This window comes from Burkholderia sp. 9120 (genome assembly GCF_000745015.1).
In the GTDB taxonomy this organism is placed as follows: Bacteria; Pseudomonadota; Gammaproteobacteria; order Burkholderiales; family Burkholderiaceae; genus Paraburkholderia.
This window is the reverse complement of the sequence record NZ_JQNA01000002.1, coordinates 5,076,346-5,095,212: the sequence shown is the minus strand read 5'-3', so window position 1 is coordinate 5,095,212 and position 18,867 is coordinate 5,076,346. Positions and strand designations below refer to the sequence as shown.

At 58.9% G+C, this 18,867-nt stretch carries 17 protein-coding genes; 14 read left to right on the top strand and 3 right to left on the bottom strand.

Annotated features, from left to right (window positions below; all coding sequences use genetic code 11):
- The first annotated feature begins 491 nt into the window (after positions 1-491).
- The 13 genes from FA94_RS30845 (at position 492) to FA94_RS30785 (ending at position 15,442) form a co-directional block, all read left to right on the top strand.
- Entirely contained in the window at positions 492-1,172 is a 681-nt protein-coding gene (locus FA94_RS30845) for a hypothetical protein (protein ID WP_035558600.1), read from the top strand.
- A gap of 47 nt (positions 1,173-1,219) precedes the next feature.
- Entirely contained in the window at positions 1,220-4,036 is a 2,817-nt protein-coding gene (locus tag FA94_RS30840) for a type VI secretion system Vgr family protein (protein ID WP_035558597.1), read from the top strand.
- A gap of 4 nt (positions 4,037-4,040) precedes the next feature.
- The gene (locus tag FA94_RS30835) at positions 4,041-6,209 is read left to right on the top strand and encodes a T6SS effector phospholipase Tle3 domain-containing protein (protein ID WP_081936258.1); all 2,169 of its coding nucleotides are present in this window, start codon (positions 4,041-4,043) and stop codon (positions 6,207-6,209) included.
- 93 nt (positions 6,210-6,302) lie between these two features.
- Positions 6,303-7,838 carry a type VI lipase adapter Tla3 domain-containing protein gene (locus tag FA94_RS30830; RefSeq protein ID WP_231585071.1) on the top strand — a complete coding sequence of 512 codons (1,536 nt, stop codon included), beginning with the start codon at positions 6,303-6,305 and terminating at the stop codon, positions 7,836-7,838.
- A gap of 27 nt (positions 7,839-7,865) precedes the next feature.
- Complete coding sequence (locus FA94_RS30825) at positions 7,866-8,126, top strand: PAAR domain-containing protein (RefSeq protein WP_035558591.1); 261 nt, start codon at positions 7,866-7,868, stop codon at positions 8,124-8,126.
- A gap of 73 nt (positions 8,127-8,199) precedes the next feature.
- Entirely contained in the window at positions 8,200-9,915 is a 1,716-nt protein-coding gene (locus FA94_RS38910; RefSeq protein ID WP_035558590.1) for a hypothetical protein, read from the top strand.
- A 351-nt stretch (positions 9,916-10,266) separates the two neighbouring features.
- Positions 10,267-10,716, top strand: coding sequence for a hypothetical protein (locus tag FA94_RS30815; protein ID WP_156126747.1), 450 nt, complete (start codon positions 10,267-10,269; stop codon positions 10,714-10,716).
- A gap of 463 nt (positions 10,717-11,179) precedes the next feature.
- Positions 11,180-11,608 (top strand): hypothetical protein, encoded by a 429-nt coding sequence (locus tag FA94_RS30810; RefSeq protein WP_035558587.1) that lies wholly within the window; start codon positions 11,180-11,182, stop codon positions 11,606-11,608.
- 205 nt (positions 11,609-11,813) lie between these two features.
- Positions 11,814-12,155 carry a PadR family transcriptional regulator gene (locus FA94_RS30805; protein ID WP_035558584.1) on the top strand — a complete coding sequence of 114 codons (342 nt, stop codon included), beginning with the start codon at positions 11,814-11,816 and terminating at the stop codon, positions 12,153-12,155.
- Complete coding sequence (locus FA94_RS30800) at positions 12,152-13,342, top strand: DUF1700 domain-containing protein (RefSeq protein WP_035558582.1); 1,191 nt, start codon at positions 12,152-12,154, stop codon at positions 13,340-13,342. Before FA94_RS30805 ends, FA94_RS30800 begins: the two co-directional genes overlap by 4 nt.
- A gap of 138 nt (positions 13,343-13,480) precedes the next feature.
- Positions 13,481-14,197 carry a BPSS1780 family membrane protein gene (locus tag FA94_RS30795; protein ID WP_156126746.1) on the top strand — a complete coding sequence of 239 codons (717 nt, stop codon included), beginning with the start codon at positions 13,481-13,483 and terminating at the stop codon, positions 14,195-14,197.
- A gap of 43 nt (positions 14,198-14,240) precedes the next feature.
- Positions 14,241-14,933: a cytochrome b/b6 domain-containing protein gene (locus tag FA94_RS30790; RefSeq protein ID WP_035558580.1), complete on the top strand. Its 693-nt coding sequence runs from the start codon at positions 14,241-14,243 to the stop codon at positions 14,931-14,933.
- Positions 14,934-15,058: 125 nt separating this feature from the next.
- On the top strand, positions 15,059-15,442 hold the full coding sequence (locus tag FA94_RS30785; protein ID WP_035558577.1) for a hypothetical protein: 384 nt from the start codon (positions 15,059-15,061) through the stop codon (positions 15,440-15,442).
- A 61-nt stretch (positions 15,443-15,503) separates the two neighbouring features.
- Here FA94_RS30785 and FA94_RS30780 read toward each other — a convergent pair whose 3' ends face one another.
- On the bottom strand, positions 15,504-15,974 hold the full coding sequence (locus FA94_RS30780) for a hypothetical protein (protein WP_035558575.1): 471 nt from the start codon (positions 15,972-15,974) through the stop codon (positions 15,504-15,506).
- A 359-nt stretch (positions 15,975-16,333) separates the two neighbouring features.
- On the opposite strand from FA94_RS30780, the gene FA94_RS30775 reads away from it, so the two are divergent.
- The gene (locus tag FA94_RS30775) at positions 16,334-16,777 is read left to right on the top strand and encodes an SRPBCC family protein (protein WP_035558572.1); all 444 of its coding nucleotides are present in this window, start codon (positions 16,334-16,336) and stop codon (positions 16,775-16,777) included.
- 69 nt (positions 16,778-16,846) lie between these two features.
- Here FA94_RS30775 and FA94_RS38900 read toward each other — a convergent pair whose 3' ends face one another.
- Entirely contained in the window at positions 16,847-17,119 is a 273-nt protein-coding gene (locus FA94_RS38900) for a hypothetical protein (RefSeq protein ID WP_156126745.1), read from the bottom strand.
- A 315-nt stretch (positions 17,120-17,434) separates the two neighbouring features.
- Positions 17,435-18,682, bottom strand: a complete 1,248-nt coding sequence (locus tag FA94_RS30770) for an EAL and HDOD domain-containing protein (protein WP_051980945.1) — start codon at positions 18,680-18,682, stop codon at positions 17,435-17,437.
- Positions 18,683-18,867 lie beyond the last annotated feature (185 nt).

The window sequence follows — 18,867 nt, the reverse complement described above, 5'->3', positions numbered from 1 at the left end:
GGTGTCCGAGTGAAGACAATAGTAGATTGCATTTGGTGGCCCATTCCACCTCGACGAGAAATTCAACTGTTCGGTGATGGTGCAGGATGGCGAAACGTATAAGCCGACACTGCGGAGTCTTTCGAACACTAAGGGCGAATAACCTGCGGAGGAAAATTCCAAAATTTATCTCATGCAATATGGATATTCTGCGGATGCCATCCCGCAAAAGGTCTATGTGCAGATGACCACTATGTGCGCCACGGCATCGAAGAGTCGACGGCGGCGCGTTAGCGCCACTTCACCTGCTTTGAGTGAATTCCTACTCCATCGTCAAATCGGACAGATTTATCTGATCCGTTTCTAAACTCCCTCAGCACCAAAACCACGATCCAGCATAACCCCCAAAAACCTTGACCAATCTTTACCAAAATTAGCTTAGGAACCCTCTAGAATCCGCCGCTCAATCATCAACCGCGTGGGCGTAATTTCACGCGAGTGGGAGCGGCGGAATGGGCAGCAATCAGGATCAAGCAAGAAAGCGCTTCGAACAAAGCAGCAGTGAGGCGTACTCCGTCAACCCGGAAATGTCCGTGCAACTAACGCAATCGGACCACAACCAATCCATCACGCTTTTCACCGATCGAACGTCGGTAGGGCACGCCGTTCGCTGCTTCCTTTCCCCATTCGATGCGATGCTCGACGGTCTCGGCCTGATTCCTCAGGAGCTGTCAGTGCATTTCGAAATCTGGCCTGTGAGGGACGTCGCGCCGGAAGCCTTTCTCTCCTGCCGGGGATTCCAGCGGCCGTTGTCATTTCACTTAGCGTGGTTAGCGCACGACTATCGGCTCGTCGTACGGGAAAACGGCTGTCTGACACGCCTGACCTTGACGCAAGGCAGGCGTCCGCGTGGTGATAGTGATCAGCAGTCGCTCCAGATCGACTCCGATGTGTGGACGATCATCGACGCCCTACATCAGCAGGCCGGCCTGTTTGCCTGGCGCGAAACGCAGAAAGCGGTGCGGCAGTGGCTTGATGCGCCGGCTTCCGCGCGAGATGCGTTGGAGCGAGCGTTCGGCTTGCGCGATAACCCGCCATTGATCCAATTCGCCCCCAACGAAGCGAAGCAATTGGCCTTATACGACCCGGAAGCGGCACGTTGGCATTTCGTGCAGCGTCAGATATTTGCCTGAGCGGCCCACGCAATCTCATACGTTTTCATCGATAGCGGGGGAAACCTGTGTCTACCAACCAAACCTTAAAAAGCTTCGCCACAGGCGCGGTCGACTGGAACAACCGTCCTGTCGGTTTGAACTTCGGGCGAGCCCAACGCACCGTAGGCCACCTGCTAGCCCTCCAGCACGCCACCCTCCACGAAAGCCTGATGAGCGGCATCAGCGGCCATCTCACGTGCGTATCGGCCCACGACAACCTCTCTCCGACGCTATTCATCGGTCTGCCCGTCTCCGTGCGAATCGTGACCGACCGTGGCCAACTTCACACGATCAACACGATCATCAAGCAGGTGCAGACGGGACAAAGCGACGGCGATCTCACCGTCTATCAGCTAAAGGTTTGCGACGCGTTGTCGTTAATGGAAAAGCGCACTAACTCGCGACTATTCCGCGGCAAAACCGTTATCGACGTTCTCTCGATCCTGCTGAGCGAATGGCGACAACGTAGTCCAACACTAGCCCGCGCGTTCGAGTTCGACCTATCGAAGCTCGACGCGAACCGATACCCCGTGCGCGAAATCACACGACAAGCAAACGAACCGGACGCAGCGTTCATCCGTCGACTGCTGCGTCGCGAAGGCATCACGGTATTCGCAAAGACAGGCCTCGCGAAGCAAAGCCGCATCACCGACGACGCACCCGTGCACTCACTGGTGTTCTGCGACAACCCATTGCGACTGAAGCAGGCCCCCGCAGGCGCGGTTCGCTTGCATCCGCGCGACGCCGGCACCGAGCAGCGCGACACGGTCACGCTCTTCGCGCTACACCAACGTCTGATTCCGGGAAGAACCAGCCGTCCGTCATGGGACTACAAGAAGGCCCGCATCGACGAATCGATCGCGATAGCCAACATCGACCAGGGCGAATCGGGCAACGACCTCGCCTCGCTACTGACCGACGTCGCAATCGAGATTCCTCACGTCGGCGATTCCTGGAAAGATCACGATCGCATCACGCGCGACCGGATGCTCGCGCATGAGTTCGAGGCCGAACAGTACGACGGAGTCAGCGGCATACGCGATCTCGCGGTCGGCCACTGGTTCACGCTGACGGGCGACCCAGTACTCGACATGCAGCCCGCAGAGAGGCGGCAGTTCGTAATTACATCGCTCACGCACGACGTTTGGAACAACCTGCCGAAGGGGCTGACGGAGCGGGCACTGGCGCTGTTCCAGGCGAGCCATCATCTTGTCCTTCCGACATCCACGCCGGTACTGACGATATCGTGCGAGCAGGACACGCGCTACAAAAACACCTTCACCTGCGTGCGACGCGGCGTGCCGCTCACGCCTGCGTACGACCCCACGTTCGACCTGCCGCCGACGCATCTGCTAACGGGCGTCGTGGTCGCACAAGAGGGCGACGAGGTGACCTGCGATGAGCTCGGCCGCGTCTTCGTGCAGATCCAGGGACTGGATCCCGTCGATCACGCTCATGCACAGGGCGTCGGCACAAAAGGCTATCCCGGCGACAGCGCGCCGTTGCGCGTCGCCTCGGGCCTGGCAGGCGAGAGCTTCGGACAAACATTCATCCCCCGCGCGGGAATGGAAGTGCTGTTGGGCAGCATCGGCGGAGACCCTGATCGTCTGGTGATCCTGGGCGTCGTGTCGAACGGCAAGAACACGCCGACCCGATTCAGCCATACCGGCGCGTTGCCGGGCAATCGTTACTTGTCCGGAGTCAAAACCCGTGAAATCAAGGGAAACCGCTACGGCGGGCAATTGAGGTTCGACGACACGCCGCAGCAGATCAGCGTGCAACTGGCGAGTCAGCATGGGGACTCGCAGTTGAACCTGGGGTATCTGACCCATCCGCGAGACAACGGCTATGGACAGCATCGCGGTGAAGGCGCGGAGCTGCGCACGGACGCGGCGGCCGCATTGCGGGCGGCGCAAGGCATTTTGCTAACGACCTATGCTCGCACACAGGCGAGCGGTGGTCAGCTCGATCGCGACGAATTACTTCAACTGCTTGGCGAATGCACGAACCTGTTCAAGTCGCTGGGCGACTACGCGGGTCAACACGGCGGCCAGTCGCCGGATGCCTCGGGACAGCATGCCGTCGCGTCGGCTTTCGAGGAGTGGACGCCCGGCGTCGGCGATGGGAAATCGGCGGGTACGTCTCGTTCACATGGCCTGATGGCGTTAGGCGCGCAAGCCGGGTCGGTGAACCTCACGCCGAAGACGCACGTGACCTACGCGGGCGAGAACATCGATCAGGTCGCTCAGCAAAACCTGCAACTGTTGAGCGGGCAGCGTTTGCTGGCGTCGGCCGGGCAGGGCGTCCATGTGTTCGGTCGCGGCGAGGGCGTGCATGCGATCGCCGGCGATGGACCGGTTGTCGTGCAGGCACAGCAGGACACGGTGACGGTGACAGGGCAGAAGTCCGTCCACGTCAGTTCGGTGGGCGATGACGTGATCGTCTCCGGAAAAACCATTCGACTGGTTGCGGAAGATGGCAGCTATTTGCAGGTCGGTGGCGGTGTTCGCGTGGGATCCAGTGGATCTTTTGTTGCCCATGCGGCCAGCCACGATTTCCTCGACCCCGATACCGATCACGTGAGCCCACCCGCGTTCAGCGACGCCGGTGCGGATCAGAAATTCCGCTTGCGTTACTCAGGCACGGACGGGGGATCGAGTGGATCGCGTGATGGCGAAAACGGACGCGCGGCAGCGCACCCGGTGCCGAATCGCCCGTACGAAATCACGTTGCGCGATGGTCAGAAAATCACCGGCACATCCGACAGTGAAGGGCTGACGGATCTGCTGGCTCGCGACGCCATGCACATCGCCCACATTCAGGTATTCGACGCGAAAGGGTAATTCAATGAGTACGTCAAAAATCGGATCCGATCGCGTAGTGGGTGAGCGCAAAGCGCTGCTGTACCCGAACCGGCCGGCCAATGCACACGCGAACGTCGACGTGGAAAACCGCTATCCGTGCACGACGATTCTTATTCATGGCGTGAACGACCTGGGTACCGACTTTGGCGCGGTAGAAAGTGGTTTGTGCGAAGGCCTGAACGATCGGCTCGGTCGCTCGGACTTGAAGGGCGGCGAGTACACGCATGGGCGGATGGCGAATGACCCGAGCAAAGTGAGCGTCGCCGATCTGATGAAGAACCTCGACGATGTGATCTATCGTCGGCAGGAACCGCCGGGGACGAGGAGTCCGGTGATTCCGTTTTATTGGGGATTCCGTGCCAGTAAAGATGATTTGCCGAAAAACGAGGCTCAACAGATGGTGAATGGCCAGTATGTCGACAGGTTCGGTAATCGCTTGGACAGACACCGCGCGAAGGGTGGCGGCATGTTCGCGAATGCAACCGGAAATATCCCGGATATGTTCGATACGCACTTCGAGGGTGGTCTTAAGACGCAAGGACTCAATCGGTTGAAAGACGACCCCACGCACCCGCTGTATGAAGCACCGAACAGGCACTACGATATCCTGGCAGCGCGGCGCCTGGCGTCCCTCGTGCGCCAGATCCGGCTGATTGACGTCAACGAGACTGTCAACATTATTGCCCACAGCCAGGGCACCTTGATCACTTTACTGGCACAGGCGTTTCTAATGCAGGGTTCGGGACCGGCCGATCGGCCCGCCGACACTCTCATCCTTATCGATTCGCCTTACTCGCTTTGCGAAGAGCTGATGGACAAGGTCACACAGCGTGGCGATGGCCAGCAGACCGCCTGGGCTCGTGCGAGAACGCTGGCGAGCATCGTGGGCCTGGTCGAGAAAGGGAGGCATAACCAACCGTCGCTCGAACAACTAAAAGTGACTAACGGTGGGCCTGATAACTACGGGGTTACGGGGCCAGCGTGGGGTCCCCGTCAATCAATGCGTCTGACGGGGCTGGGGGACACATGTGTCGTGTTCTCCGAGAGGGACAACCGCGGCAAGGTATATCTGTACTTCTGCCCGGAAGATGCGACCGTGGGACTTAAAGGGGTCAACGGAATTGGCTGTACCGGACTGCCCGACACTATACAGGTGCGCTCGACGCAGGCGGGCGCGAAGCCGGAAACCGTTGAATTCCTCTCGTCTGCCTTCCTGCAGCGGATATTCACGCGGCGTAAGCGGCAGGAAAAGATGGTCCAGGTCGGTACGAAACCTGGGTCGTTCAATCTGCGCGAGAGCAACGAAAGCTCTCATGGCGTGATTGGTGTTGTGGCATGGGCGACGTTGTCCGAATTAGACAAGAACACGATGCGTACCATCAACGGCGAAGAGTTAGGGCCGCCGTTCGATCCGGATCTTGAAGCCAACGTATTCCCAGGTAGTGGAGAGGCTCCGCTTCACAAGGATCTCCCGCACGAAAGAAGAGCAGGGGTGCAGTCGATCGATCAGTTGGAGGCGGAGACTGCGCTGAGTGTTTCAACATTACTGCCGTTGCCTGCACAAGTGATGGCATGGCCGGACTTCAAGATTGGGAAGGCGTTGCCTGCTCCGGCCCAGGTTGCGAACGCGCTGAACTTGGGAAAAGAGCCGTCAGACGATCAATGCAAGGTGCTGCAGGTGCACATGACGATACCGGCGAAAGACGGGCAAATCCTCGTGATCCGGCAAGAAACGCCGAACGAGGCGAAGGTGCGGTTGATGAACGACTGCAGAGTGAGTGATTCATATCACTCAGCGGTGATGAGCGGTCAGCGCAATCACCGTTGTGCAACGGCGTTTGACGTATCGATCGGGCAGGCGCGTGCGCTCGATGATCCTAACTGGGCAAAACTGCTAAGAGCGATGGCAGATTGGCGCATTCCCTTGGGTAAGTTGAAAAAACTAAGTCCGTACTATGACCGACTCGATCAGACGACACGCGATCTTGTGGAAGCGAACTGCTGGTATTACGACCGGGGCGATTTTCCGTCGGAAAAGCTTGTCCCAAAGACGCCGCCGCCGTCGGTGGTGAGTGAGACTATCCGAGATCGAAAGGATCAGATCAAAAAGGAAGTGCAGTTCAGGCCAACCGACACTATTCGCCTGTTTTGATGCGCCATGACGACATCCATAACTCGCTCTCATCAAGGCTGTCTTTCCCTATTTCCGTTCATATTGGCAACTCTCACGTTGATTTGGATCGGTATGTTGAAGTTGTTTTCGGTGGGTGATTATTTATCTTTAGGAGACGCATCGATGATCCAGCGCATGCTGGTGCTGATCTTGCCACCTTTATTGCTGGCAGGAGGCCTATATGCCGGATACGCGGTGTGGACTCGTAGTGGCGAAGCACTCCAACGGGTCGATTCTGCGACGATACAGGCTGCCGTTGCCAGTGAAAAACCTGCCGCCGTGGCGGCTCACGATCTGCGCTTTGCGCTTGAGATACGTCGATTTGGTGTGACGGTCGACAGATTCCGACAGCGGGCGATGCTGCTACGCCTCGATGAAGCAGGTCCCAAGGGTACATTCCTGTTGCAGGATCCCAATGAATATCCCTACACAGACGACGATCGCACGTCTGCTGGTCTACAACGCGAAAACAACGTGTTCGGTTACACACTTCGGCAATGGGTCGACTACTGGCCCATTCCTGTGATTGCGGCCGGACCTCCTCGCAATGCTTCTGATCCGCTTGCCGATCGCATGGCAACACATATCGGACAGGCCGACAACGGCGCGGGAATTGGAAATACGCTTTACATCCGACTCGACGAGATTCACTCCGAGCAGGGCGACGATGTGATGAGTCGCCTCTTCGAATTCTTCGATGAGCATCCAGACTTGCCCGCCGTTGTCGTACTCGTCGAGGACGGCCTCGATACCCGGGCGTATATGCGCACGCCTGGAGAGAACTATGCGGAGCAGTCAAATGTGAGCGGGTACTTCATTCCTAAGAGGCCAGACAGTTTCGTCGCGCTCCTGGTCACGCGCAAGGACCGCGTTGATCGAATGATCCGGCCGTACGTGGTTGAGGCGCCCGAAGCAATCGACAACACCAAAACACAGTACGACGTGATCAAGCTGTGGAATTACTTCTGGAGTATTCAAAAAGCCTACTGGGAACACGACAAAGAAGAGATGCCATGGGACTACTGGCAAAGCAAGCTGCCCGAGTTCTGGACGACCACACCGTTGAAGATCCCGCAAGGCTTCAAACCGAACCCCTGGGTCCCAATACCATGGACCACATGGCAATTGACGGAATACGACAACTGGCCGGTACTCGCGTACCTGCATCGACCGGTACGTATCGATCTGAGCAACAACCACGGCGAACCGCTCAAGAAGGGCGAACGCATCGAAAAACTGCGTGAAGGTTGGCAGCAGGCGCTAGGCACCCTCGCTCCCAACGACCAGCCCAGCCGAATATTCCACGACACCGGCATGTCGACCAACAGTCTCGCGCTCCTCATCCAGGCACTGCACGACAACCCGCAGCACATCGATCTGGACGACCCGAAGGACGCGTTCGACATGCAGCGCCGCATCGGCGGCGACACAGGCACAAGCTCGACGTGGGTGCAAATGACGCTCGCGCTGATGATGGGATATAGCGATGGCAAAACAAGCGCGCTCATCAACCTGCGCGATCCGCTCCACGCGACCATCGTGATGGTGTCGCCACCGGACCAAACGTCGCGCGAGGCAAATCCGCAAACATTCAGCTGGGATTTCTAAACCCAGGCGCTTCCAAATAAGGCCCCCATGACTAAAAAACACTACATCGTCGAAGGCGACACCCATAGCCACGGCGGCCGCGTGATATCAGGTGCGCCCACCGCCCGCATCAACGGCCGAGCGATCGCACGCCTGAACGACCCCGCTATCTGCGAGATCCACGGCCAGACTCACATCGCTCAGGTGGCCGGCAATGCACGCTTCGCAGGTCAGCCGGCCGCGTGCGATGGCGACAAACTCGCGTGTGGCGCACGTCTGATCGCCAGTCAGAAAAGCGCGGGCGGTTGACGATCGAATGTGACCGCCGATCGGGGACGAAGATGGCAAGCTCGAAATGAGATGCCAAGCTTACGTTCGTCAAATGCGCCAGGTATCGGAAGCATGTCACGCCAGTTTTCTACTGTTAGACTTCATCAACACCATTAGCCGCGAAGCCGCCATGAAAGAGAGAAAGTCGGACGCAGTTGCAGGGGGTAAGCCGTTTCAACCACCTGGCGGCGGCAATCGCGGCAACGCGGCGTCGCATGGTCCGTCGTCCTCGCCGGGGGGCGCCTCCTCAAGCAGCGTAACACCGGCCACGCTGGCCACGCTGGCCACACCGCCGACACCGCCCGCGCCCCGCAGCACAAGCAAAAAACCGCCATCCGACAAGCCGCAAAATAAGTACAAGCGCGAACTGACCCAGGAAATCCATAGCCTGGCGCTTCCCAGCGGCGGCGTGCATACGCCGGACAATAGTCGTTTGCTTGGTCTCGGACGCACCACGCAGGAACTGAGCAAGTTCCATGAACAGGCCACCCGGGAACATTGGAAAGAGCGGGCACGAACCGAAGGTCCCGCAGTGGCTGCGCAGGCCGCCAAAGCAAGCCAGTCGCGCATCGGCAGTGCATTGAGCGTACCCGAATTGCATAAGGAACTGGCGCCGCCCAAGGCGACCCGTTCCAGTGCGAAGGGGACCGAACGCCAGAGCCTCAAAATTCAGGACACGCACGTCGCCATACCGACCGAGCACGACAAGACCTATCCGGAATTCACCGTCTCGCTGAAAGACAAAGGTGGCCGGTCGACGGCCTATCCTGTCATGGCGGCTGTTTCAGTACATCCGGCAATAGGACGGGCACACTCGCACAAGGTGCTGACCACCCTCGAAGCGCAGCGCAGCGATGGCCGGGATTCTGCCTCGACGTTATCCAAATCGCGTCTTTTGCAACGCGGCGAGTTGACGCCTCTCGACGCTATCGCCGTCGATAAACACGGAACATTTGAAGTACCCGGCGCGCAAGCCACGGGCGACCATGCACGAGCCGAAGATGTGATCGCGAGAAATACGGGAAGAACCATCGAGCAATACGGACGCTCCTCGTCACCCAAAGGCCAAAGGCTTTTTGGCGTCATTCAGACACTGAACGATCCGGCTACCAAAAAGCGCAAACGTCGGGATAGTTTGCGCGAAGGCAGCAGGATTCTGGCAGAAATCGAACCGGCCGTATTCGACGCCCCGCGCACGCCGCCGGGGTCGCCGGATTATCACGCTGCGTACAGCCACTTTGGCTTATGGAGTCCGACACAGGATTCGGCGCCTGTGTCATCGTCGTCACGTGCGCTGTCGCCGCTACGGCTACCCCCCACGTCGCCTCCGGGCAACCAGAGCACGACTTCGTCGAGCCTGCTATCGCCGCTGTTCGCGAGTTCGCCCTCCGAGTCAGGCGCACGCAAGGTCGCTCGGCAAGCCGATACCGCGCTCGGTGCGCCGTCGGCCCCGGCGCTCAATGCGCCCACCTTAACGTTTGCTTTCCCGCCCCCGAGCTTCAGTTTGCCGACCCCGTCGCTGCCCTCGCCGGGCGGTTCGTCGCACGCGTTTTCCTCGTCGCTGTTTTCCGCCTTCAGTCCGGCGCCGCGACCGCAGCCGTCAACGTCGCTGAGTCCGTTTCCGCCGACGAGCCGGCATAGTCCGAACACGACGACTACAACGACTACGACGACTACAACGAGCTTGTCCGCGCCGAGCCCGGCCGGGAGCCACAACGGACAATCACACAGCGGGCCCAGCGCATTTTCGCCGTTCACGCGTCCATAAGAAAGGCCCGACTAAACGTCTTCGTGGCGTGTCCGCAGCGCACGCGTCTTCGAACGCGGGGCAACGACGTGCGGACGGGGTTCGAACTCGAACTGAAGGCGCTGCCGCTGAACAGTCCGTATCTGTTCGCCAATCAAAACTCGACAGCCATAAACAATAAAACTACCGAATCTGATGCCAGATGAATCAGTCTCGCGTATTCATACTCCCAACATCCGACCCATCGTGCAAAATACTCCCCCAGCCCAATAACGTTTGCCAAAAAAATTTATCGCAGCCTTACCAAGGCGGAATAGGGCAAGATAAAACCCGGCCTGATACCGACTACGAGTCCAACTTTAAATTCCAGCTATGAATACCCTATCCCAGCCCAACGGACCGCAACTGACAATACGCGGTAGCCGCTTTGCGATGCCGGCCTTCGGCGTCACGATTCTGATCATCCTCGGGTGTTTCTTCTTCCTCGCAGCATCGAACCCGTTCATGAGCTTTGGCACGGTTCTAATGACCTTTTTTACGCCTTTGATCGCGTTGGTCAGCATGAGCCTCACCACTCGCGCAGTTTTTTATGACGACCGATGCAAGGTGGCGCGCATCGAGATTTTTTACGAGAACATCGTGTTGATCAAGCGGGGCCGCTTTCTTCTCACGATCCACTACAACCGCCCGAACGAAGCACGCACCAAACCGCGTCGAGCGTCGCTATCGTTCTGGGAGATGCGGCGACATGAACAGGATAAGTGTCTGGAAATCCTGCGGCAAAACCTGACCGAAAAAGCGGTTTTGAACTCCACCTTTTGACGTCGGAAAGGCAGGTCCGCTCTGGATGAACATCGCCAGGCGAGATCTGCTATGAATCGGAGCCCCATTGCGTCTACACCGCTACCTCAGCCTCTCTTTCGCGCTCGTCACGTCCCTGGTGTCGATGTCCGACGTGTACGCGCAGGAATGCAAGCCAACCGTACGCGGGAACTCAAGGCATGGGTCGCCTATCTGCCCTGATCGAGTCGGAAATGCAGTAAGTTCAGCCCCAACTAACAATGCGCTATAGATAACCCGATTGCATTCACCACCCCGATATTTCGGAGTGAATAAACAACCCATACAAACGCCCCAAATAAATTGACATGTAATAAGATCGCCGTCGCAAAGAAAAATTTATAACTCACGCGCCACGGATATAACCTGTATGAAATCTGTCATCTTCGTAATAATCGCAAGTTTCTCGGCCAGTGCAATGGCAGGTCAAGGAATGAGTGAATTCATGGTCACGGGAAAAAACACCGTCAACGTGACCGGCGCCAACGGCGGCCACGACGGCGGCCAGGACCCGAAACGTGAAGAGTTGTCGGTCTCGGTAATGGGCCCAACCGGGCCGATTACCGACGCGAAATGCGCGCTCTCCAACGACAAAGGCGACTGGTCCGTCACCGCGCCCGACACCGTCACGGTTCGCCGGTCCGCGTCCGCGCTCAAGATCCGCTGTGAGAAAGAGGGCTACGCGGCGACGGAAGGCGCGATCGAAGCCACCACGGCCAAGATCGAGCCCAAACATTTCCGCTTCGGCACCGATGCCGGCGGTGACGGCGACGGTGACGGCGATGACGAGAGTTCGCTGATTACCGTCCCGCAATACTTGCCGTCGCTCGTCATCACGCTGCACGAGAAAGGCGCCCCTCAGGCAACGAACTAACACCGCTGCCGCAGCAACGCGCGAAGCCCTGGTTCGCTTCGCGCGGTTCTCATCCGACCCATCGGCCGTCTCCGGCCCGTGCATAAAAAGATACCTTGCATTGAACGGTACTGGCTGCTAGAGTACCTACCAACAAACGGGGAAGACCACCTCCCGCCAGTGCATAACAAGGTACCGTGCTATGCACGCAACAGAATGGCTCTGAATGAAAACCCAGCTTAAGAAGGGCACCCTCGACATGTGTGTGCTTGCCGTCCTCGCAGGAGGCGACAGTTATGCATACGAGATCGTCTCGACCCTATCGGAAACCATGGAAATCAGCGAGGGCACGATTTATCCGCTGATGCGCCGGCTCCAGGCTGAAGCGTGGGTCACCACGTACTTCGTCGAATCCAGCTCGGGCCCGCCGCGCAAGTACTACACGTTGACGAACGCCGGCCGCGACAGTCTCGCGGAAATGCAGGACGAATGGCGCAGTTTTGTCGATGAGGTCAATGGCGTGCTGGCTCTATCCCGCATGCGCTCAGGAACAGGGGAACAGGAATGACGCAGGAAGAATTTATCCAGAAACTCCGTGTTGAACTGGGGAGTTTGCCAAAGCACGTAGTGGATGAAATCGTGGCCGACTACCACGAGTATTTCGGTGACGCACTCGCCGCTGGTCGCAATGAAGCGGACGTAGTCGCGGCGCTCGGCGATCCGATCAAACTGGCGCGTGAGTTGAAGGCCCAGGCGACCTTGCGTCAGTGGGAAGCACGGCGTTCGTTCGGCAATCTGGCGAAGGTGATCGTGTCGATCGCCGGGCTCGGGTTGTTGCAGTTGTTCCTGCTGATTCCGTTCATGTTTTATCTCCTGATGCTGACGGTCGGTTACGCGGTGTCCGGTGCGCTTGCGGTCGCCGGATTCGTGACGGTGATCGCGCTGGGTAGTCATCATCTGTTGGGATGGCCGTCGTCGTTCACGTCGCTGCCGTTCACCTTCGAAAGCGACGATGTGGGCCACGTCAGCGCGAATTCGAGCAGTAAGGCGAGCGGCAAGGCATCGCGCGACGACGACAACGATGACGATGACGATGATGACGCCGCCGCCTCCGGGACTGACGACGCGCGTCTTGCGCAAGTGGACATGAAGGCCTTCAGAGTCGTGGGCGACCGTTTCTTTCTTCGGCCCGATGACGCCACGCGAATTTCGGTGGTGACGCTCGCGGGCCCGATAGACATCGAGAATAAAGACGGCAAGTTGAAGATCGACTCAGTCGGCGGCGGACGCGATCTGTTCAAGGTCGAGAAAGACGGTTCGTGGTCGATCGCACGGGCCGATATCGTCGCACTCGATCTGAAAGATGCCGACGGCGACCATGTGTCCGTGGCGCGAATTGGGAGCGATCCGAAAGCCATGGCGTGGGACGTTTCGAATCACGGCGACCGTTTGTCCTTCGTACAAGGCGCGGGCGGCCAACCCAAAAGTCTGTCCGTACACAGCGGCTCGGATTCGGTGGTGATCGATAGCGACCACGTCGCGATCAAGAACGGTATCAATGACGTGATGATTTTCGGACCACGTCACTCAAGCATCGGCGTGATGATCTACGGATTCGCGATGCTGCTGGCAGGTGTCTTCGGTTTGTTTGTTTGTGTGTGGCTGACGCGCATGACCTGGCGCGCGCTGGCCCACTACGTTCAGCGGCAACTTGAGGTCATCACCACCCGGCTGGAAGCAGGGCACGCCTCCTGACACGGGCGGCGCGGGTGACTCACGTCTGTCTACTCACTCCGTAAAAAGGAAATGGTCATGAAAATGCACTATTTGCACGACTCGGCAGTCCCGAACGGCGCACACAATGCGCAAGGCTCACGTCTTCCGAACGCTCGCGTGATCGGTTTGGCGAGTTTCGCAGGCTGGTTCGAAGAGGGCGCGCGCATCGCTCGTGTCCGGCCGGTGTTGTGGCTCGCGGCGGTGCTGGTCTGCGCCGATATCGCGACGGTATTGGACCTTGTGCCGTCGTTGTTGATGCTGGGCATGCTCGTCGCGCCGATCGTCATGGCGGCCGTCGTGATGATGCAGGAGCGCTCGAGTCATAGTTCGCGGTGGTCGGTCAGTGAGATGGTCGACGTTGTCCATGCGCAGCGGAACGCATTGCTCTCTATCGGAGCGTGCTGCGTTGCCGCGACGTACATCGGTCAATTGATTTTGTTCGCGGCATTCCATGTGAGCGTGAAGGCATCCGTTGCGGCCAATGGTGTGCATGCTTTGACATTCGCTTACGCCACGCACAATGGCGCGGGCAATGCGCTGGAGCCGGTGTTCAATGCGTTGCTCCATGTGATTCCGGTTGCGCTGTTGTGGTTTGCCCCGGCGCTGGTGGTACTGAACAAAGCGTCACCGGCTAATGCGATGACAGTGAGTGTGCGTGCTGTGGTGCGCAACTGGCCCGTCGCGTGTTTGGGCCTCTTCGCGATCGTCGCCGGCGCATTACTGGTTCCTTTCGTACCGATGCTTGTGCGCGCACTCATCGTGACGCCGCTGGCCACAGCGCTGATCGTCATGTCGCTGTATGGTAGCTATCGTGGTGTGTTCGTCGAGCGATAAAACGGCGTCGCCTACTCAGCTATCAGCACGTGAGGGCCAACGCATGGATGCCGATCAATCGCTCAGTGCAGCGCAGCAGTCTGCTCATCGAGCGGTGTTGGTGTGGGACTTGCCCGTCCGTCTGTTCCATTGGTCCGTGGTGGTGCTGGTCGTCGCCGCCTACGTCACCATCCGATTGAACTGGATGGACTGGCACGTCCGGATCGGCGAAACCTTGCTCGCGCTGGTGCTATTCCGTTTGCTGTGGGGTTGCTTTGGCAGCGAGACGGCGCGATTCCGCAGTTTTTTGGCGTCGCCCGTTGCCGCGCTGCAGCATCTGCGACACGTGTTGCGCCGCGATCCGGACGTGCAGGTGGGCCACAATCCCGCCGGCGCGTGGATGGTGCTTCTGCTGCTCGCTTTACTACTGACGGAAACCCTCACCGGGCTCTACGTCTACAACGACGTCGCCGACGTGGGTCCCCTTTCCGAATGGATGCCCGCACCGATCGCCAATGCAATTTCCACGCTGCATGCCGTCGTGTGGGACGTCCTGCTGATCGCCGTCGTGCTGCACGTAACGGCCATTCTGCTCTACGCGGCCGCCAAGGGGCACAACCTGCTGCGGCCCATGCTGACAGGCCGCAAGTCCCTGCCGGCGGACGTCCAGGCGCCGCGGACGGCGTCGGCGGCGCTGGCGCTGTTATTGCTCGCCATCGCGGCCGCCGTGGTCGTCGCGCTCGCCACCTATCTCTGACACGCGCGTTCTGCGCCGCACCTGAATCTGCGATCAACCGGACACAGCGCAAATAAGGCATCAATGCCAATGGTTGCGCGTCGACGGTCATGCTAGGATTTCCGCAAACAACTCCGGAGACAGCTATGCCGTTCATCTGCGAAAACGTTGAGTGTCGCGCGGTGCTCGCTCGCGGGCAGGTCAAACCCAAGCGCGAGGATAGCGGGTGGTGTTTTTACTGCCCGGATTGCAGGGCAAGGAATGCGTTGAACGATGTGGGGGTGCCGGGCGGTTCTCTGGAGCTGGTTCAGCCAGAGCGCTCGGGTCTCCCTCACAAAGTCGTGGCAACGGCCCGGCCACTGGAAGAGGGGGGCTATGCGGCGCAATTGCGCGTCCAGCGCGCGCTAGGAACGCGGGGTACTTACGCGGTGGAAGAACACTGGGATCAGCTCGGTGTCTTCCTCAATGCGCAAGAGGCCGTCGCGCATGCGAAAACCGTCGCGGCGGACTTGCTTGAGAGGAAAGCCTAGTCCTGCTTGAACGCTGGATCCCGCCGTGCGTAGCGCGCGCGGATCCGGCGCGCTTCGTTCGCTAAGCGTCGACGGCAGCGAGCCTGACAAACAGCCGGGCCGCTTCGTTGCCGTGAGACAAAGCGCGCAATGCTAGCGTGAGCGCGAGTTGCCCGTCGTGAGCAACCGCGCCGCGATCCTGATCGAAAAGTTTAACGGCGTGGCGCATATGCTGCGCCGCCTGCAGATGGAGTTCCGCTGCGGTTGCGTGCTGTTTCGCCGCCGCGCTAACGATGCTGGCATTGCTGGCGCCCGGCGCGGTCGAAGCAGGCGTTGTCGGCGGCGCGCCGGTGCTGTGCGCGCCGGCCTCGTGAGCCTCGTCGATGGCTTGCAACGTGTGGCCGTGGGCCATCATCGCCTGATGCGCGGCGTGCGCATGATCCTGACCCTGAGCCGTTTCGAAATGCCGGGACGCCCCGTGGTGATACCGCGCTGCCTGTTCGTGATGTGACGCCGCCGCTTCAAGATGAGCTTTCTTGCTGTGCTTGTTCATACGGGCTCCTGCGCGACTGTAGGACTGACTCACTCCGATAACGACCGATTAGAAGACGCAGTGGCGGGTCGGAGACCACTCGTTGCAAATGTACACGCACTTGCATCGTCTATAACGATTTCATCCAGTCTTCCCACACTATCAGTCGAGGAACAAGGCCATGGACAGCACCCAGGCAGTGGCAGTGGCGGCAGTCGCTTTTGTGGGCAGCCACTTTCTCTTGTCGCATCCATTGCGTGGGGTATTAGTCCGCGCGATTGGCGCAACGGGTTTTCCCTGGCAATAGGCTGTGTCGATATCGATGCTGCGGATTCGTCGTACGGGTATGTCCAACTTTTTTAGTGAAAGGTAAACACACCATGACTACCGGAATCATCCGTCTGCACCGCGTCCTGCACGCAACGCCTGAGCGACTCTATCGCGCCTTTCTGGAGGCCGACGCGAAAGCGAAATGGCTTCCGCCGTATGGTTTCACCTGCAAGGTTCATCATCTGGATGCGCGCGTGGGTGGCACGTACAAAATGTCTTTTCACAACTTCGGCACGGGTGAGGGCCACTCGTTCGGTGGCGAGTACCTCGAACTCGTACCGTTCGAGAAGATTCGCTATACGGATCGGTTCGACGATCCGAATCTTCCCGGGCAGATGACTACGACGGTTTCCATTCGGCAGGTATCGTGCGGAAGTGAGCTCACGATCGTGCAGGAAGGCGTGCCCGAGGTTATTCCCGTGGAGATGTGCTATCTCGGTTGGCAGGAGTCGCTGGCGCAATTGGCGAAGTTGGTCGAGCCGGTGATTCCTTGATTGCGTGATCTCGCAGAAATGGAGGCAGGCAAACCGTGAGGCCGCAATAGTGCGGCCTCGACGGATTGCTCAGCGTGTCGTGACGCTACGCGTCACGAGCAACCACAAGCGTGCCACAGCCGCACGCATGCCGTTAGTAGATGCCCGCGCAGTGGTGCGCGAATCCTCTTCAGCAATGCGCACATTGAACGCGTGACTGTTCCGCTCTTCCTGAGTTGGAAGACTCCAGTACTCGTACGGGTACAACATCCGGCTGAGGCGAAAATGCGCGTCGCGCCTGTCGTCATGCCATTCGGTATTGGCGTCCGCACACCTTGTCAACTCTGGGCTTCTTTCGTCCATGATGATCTCCGCGAGTGATGCCGATCACGGAGACGCCATAAACAAAAAGGCCTCGTCCGTATTACGGCGAGGCCTTGTAAGCTGCGTATCTACTTGTCTAACGCGTACAGGCCCCCCGTGGCATATCCGAGCGGATTGCCATTTGGCGGAACATCGCGAAAGAGAAGAAGTTGAGCGTCAGCATGGAGTCAAGTTTCTTTGCAATTGCAGCGCGTGTCAACACTTAACTGCTGCGTGAGTTCTTACGGTGAAATACCGTCGAGTGAAGTACCTTCGGCGCTAACCATCGCTTCACCGACCCTGCGCGGCCAACCTTCAATAACACTCAATCATCTTCCTCGACTCTTCCGGCGAAACAGCCAACCGTTGCAATCCGCCAATCGCCGCTTCTCCCTCACCACGTTCCAGATGCCCGGCAATCAGCAGCAATTCACCAAGCACGCCGCCACCGTCGAGAATCGCCCCGCGAATCGATTCGGACACCGGCAACTCGTCGACGAAATTGCGCAACTCCATGTGATACGCGATATGCAGCAGCGACAGCATGCCGGTGAGATAAGCCGTAGCGAGCAGCGGACGCGATCCGTCCGGCAGCAGGTCGATTGCCTTCTCCATGAAATGCGCGCGCCGCTGCGCGAGCAGCACGAGCGGATCGTCGTCGATCGGCAGGCCGTCGCGATTGGCGTAAAGCAGAAGCCCGCACCAATGCAGCAACCGGCGGCTGCCGGCAATAGAAAGCGCCTGTTTCAGCGACGAGATGCGTTCGGCCTTGCCATTGGGTTGCTCGCTGCTATTGGCAAGCCGCAGCAGTTGCGCGACCAGCATGGGCGTTTCTTTCAAAGCTCGCGCGATACTGCTCAACGGCGCGTCGCTGCCGACCAGATCGAACACGCGAAGGATCGCCTTGACCGGCGGCATGGCGCGCTTGCCGGAAAAGATCTGCGGCTTCGAAAAATAGTAGCCCTGCAGCAGGTCGCAACCCAGTTCCCGGGCCAGTTCCGCGTCCTCGACGGTTTCAACCTTTTCGGCGAGTACGACCTTGCCGGCACGTTTGAACTCGGCGACCAGTTCCGGCAATGCGTCGCGATCCACGAACGGCCAGTCGATCTTGATGATATCCACGGACGGCAGAAACCAGCGGATTTCGTCGGTCATGCCGCGCACGTCGTCTAGCGCGATCTGGAAGCCCGTGCCGCGCAACTCGCTGCAACGTCGCGCGAGATTCGAAGTCAGTTCGACCGACTCCAGAATCTCCAGCACGAATCGGGACGCCGGCAAGACGTTCGGGTAGTCGGAGAACAGAAAGTCGTGCGGGCAGTTGAGAAACGCGGCCTTGTTCCCAACCAGACGTTCGAGACCGATCGACCCGACCGCACGCTGCACCACCGCCGTCGTGCAGCGCAAATCGTCGTCGATGCGGCCGGGTCCCGTGGGGCCGTCCCTGAAAAGCAGTTCGTAAGCGACGACGCGGCCGCCCCGATCCATGATGGGCTGACGCGCCACGAACACGGCTGTATCGCGCGGTATTGCAACTTCGGTAGGGACGCTGCTGACGGCGCTCATTCCTGTTTCCATTTCAGACAATGTCCGGGGTACATCGTCGGGGTACATCGTTATTGCCACTCCTGAAAGAGAGAATTCGGCACTGCGGAGTTAAATCTTTCCATCATATTCTGAATTCGGTTTTCGCCACCCGTAGGTTTACATCGCCGACATGTCGATGGCGCGAGTGGTCGGTCAGTTCGGTA